Annotated in this window: 1 protein-coding gene and 1 pseudogene; both read left to right on the top strand. The window is 75.8% G+C overall.

Annotated features, from left to right (window positions below):
* Positions 1-203: pseudogene (locus tag CRM73_RS18800) on the top strand (5,10-methylenetetrahydrofolate reductase); the annotation flags it as partial.
* Between the two features lie 56 nt (positions 204-259).
* Entirely contained in the window at positions 260-2,665 is a 2,406-nt protein-coding gene (gene metE, locus CRM73_RS18805; protein ID WP_229588745.1) for a 5-methyltetrahydropteroyltriglutamate--homocysteine S-methyltransferase, read from the top strand.
* Positions 2,666-2,711 lie beyond the last annotated feature (46 nt).

Consider the following 2,711-nt stretch of genomic DNA (forward strand, 5'->3'; position numbering starts at 1 on the left):
CGCCCGGTCCTGCCGAGCGGCACCGCGCCGGCGTGGCCTTCGCGGCGCGGCTGGCCCGCGCCGCCCTGGACGCCGGCGCCCCCGGGCTGCACCTCTACACCTTCAACGAGCACCGGGCCGCGCTCGACCTGCTGGAGCACGTGGACCTCCCGCGCGTCCCGCACGTGCCCGTCGCGCTCGAGGACCTCCTGCTCCCCGCCTGAGCACGCGCCCACCCACCGTTCCGCACAACCCCTCGACACCTCTTCAGGAGACCACCATGACCACTGTCCCGTTCCCCGCCGCCACCATCACCGGCTACCCCCGGATCGGCCGCCGCCGCGAGCTGAAGAAGGCCCTGGAGGCCTACTGGGCCGGGCGCTCGACCCGCGAGGAGCTCGAGTCGGCGGCCGCCGACCTGCAGCTGGCGACCCACCGCCGGCTCGTGGAGCTGGGCCTCGGCGCCCGGGACTCGTCCCTGCCCGCGGCGTTCCCCCTCTACGACCAGGTCCTGGACACCACCGTGGCCCTCGGGGCGGTGCCGACCCGCTTCGCCGACCTCGCCGATGCCGAGGGCCGGCTCGGCCTCGACGCGAGCTTCGTGCTGGCCCGCGGCGACGCCGGGCGCGCTCCCCTCGAGCTGACCAAGTGGTTCGACACCAACTACCACTACCTCGTGCCCGAGATCGGCCCGGAGACCCCGCTCCGCGCCACCGCCGACCGGCTCGTGGCCGACGTCCGCCGCGCCGCCGCGCACGGCTTCACCGTCCGCCCGGTCCTCGTGGGCCCGGTGTCCTTCCTCCTCCTCGCCAAGGCCGACGACGACGCCCCCGCGGGCTTCGACCCGCTGCAGCGGCTCCCCGAGCTGCTGCCCGTATACGCGCGGCTGCTCCAGGAGCTCGCCGCCGCCGGCGCGGACTGGGTGCAGCTGGAGGAGCCGGCCCTCGTGGCGGACCAGGACGTCCCCGCCGAGCAGCTCGCCTCGTCCGTGTGGGACGCCTACACGGGCCTGACCGCCGTGACCGGGCGCCCGCAGCTGTTCGTCACCACGTCCTACGGCTCCCCCGGGCCGCTGCTGCACCCGCTGGCCTGCTCCGGGGTGGAGGCCCTGCACCTCGACCTCGTCAAGGGCGCCGCCCCCACCGCCGAGGAGCTGGAGCTCTTCCGGGGCGAGGACTCCGCCGTGCTCGTGGCCGGCGCCGTGGACGGGCACAACGTGTGGCGGGCCGACCTGGCCGGCCGGCTCGACCAGCTCGCGGAGCTGGCCCGCGGGGGCGCCCAGGTGTCCGTGGCCTCCTCCACGTCCCTGTTCCACGTCCCGCACGACGTGGCCGAGGAGACCCGGCTGGACCCGCAGCTGCGGAGCTGGCTCGCCTTCGCCGACCAGAAGGTCGGCGAGATCGTCACCCTGGCCCGCGGTCTCGCCGCCGGGACGGAGGCGGTCGCGCCGGAGCTGGCCGAGGCCGCCGAGGCCCGCCGCACCCGGCAGGACGCCGCAGGGGTCCGGGACGCGGCCGTGCGCGAGCGCGCCGGGTCGCTGACCGCCGCGGACATCGGACGGTCTGCCGCGGAGGTCCGCCGGAGCGCCCAGGACGGCCGGGCCTTCACGGCCTCCGGCCCCCTGCCCCCGCTGCCCACCACCACGATCGGATCCTTCCCCCAGACCGCGGAGGTCCGCGCCACCCGCGCCCGGCACCGCGCCGGCGCCCTGACGGACGCGCAGTACGACGCCTTCCTGCGGGAGGAGATCGAGCGGGTCGTGCGGCTGCAGGAGGAGCTGGGCCTGGACGTGCTGGTGCACGGCGAGCCGGAGCGCAACGACATGGTCCAGTACTTCGCCGAGCACCTCGACGGCTTCGCGACCACCGTCCACGGCTGGGTCCAGTCCTACGGCTCCCGCTGCACCCGCCCGTCGATCCTGTGGGGCGACGTCAGCCGGGAGGGTCCGGGCCTGCGCGGCGAGGCGTTCACGGTGCCGTGGATCGGCCACGCCCAGTCCCTCACCGACAAGCCGGTCAAGGGCATGCTGACTGGCCCGGTGACGATCCTCGCGTGGTCCTTCGTGCGCGACGACCAGCCGCTCGGCGAGACGGCGAACCAGGTGGCGCTCGCGCTGCGGGACGAGGTCGCGGACCTCGAGGCCGCCGGGATCGGGATCATCCAGGTGGACGAGCCGGCGCTGCGGGAGCTGCTGCCGCTGCGCCGCGCGGACCAGCCCGCCTACCTCGGCTGGTCGGTGGACGCGTTCCGCCTGGCCACCTCGGGGGTGCGGGACGAGACCCAGATCCACACCCACCTGTGCTACTCGGAGTTCGGCGAGGTGGTGGGGGCGATCGACGGCCTGGACGCCGACGTCACGAGCATCGAGGCGGCCCGGTCCCGGATGGAGGTGCTGACCGACCTCGAGGCCGCCGGCTTCTCCCGGGGCATCGGGCCGGGCGTGTGGGACATCCACTCCCCGCGCGTGCCCTCCCAGGAGGAGATCGAGCAGCTGCTCGAGCGGGCCCTCGAGCACGTCCCGGCGCGGACCCTGTGGGTCAACCCGGACTGCGGCCTGAAGACCCGCGGCTACGAGGAGACGAGGGCGTCGCTGGAGCACCTCGTGGCGGCGGCCCGGACGGCGCGCGAGCGGGTGGCGCAGCCCGCCGGCCGGCCGCTGATCGTCCAGCACGGCACCCGCGGCTGACCCCGGGCGCACCGGCCGACCCGCGGGAGCCCGCGTGACCACGAAC

Origin of the sequence: Kocuria sp. CCUG 69068, assembly GCF_020833785.1 — a bacterium.
GTDB lineage: Bacteria > Actinomycetota > Actinomycetes > Actinomycetales > Micrococcaceae > Kocuria > Kocuria rosea.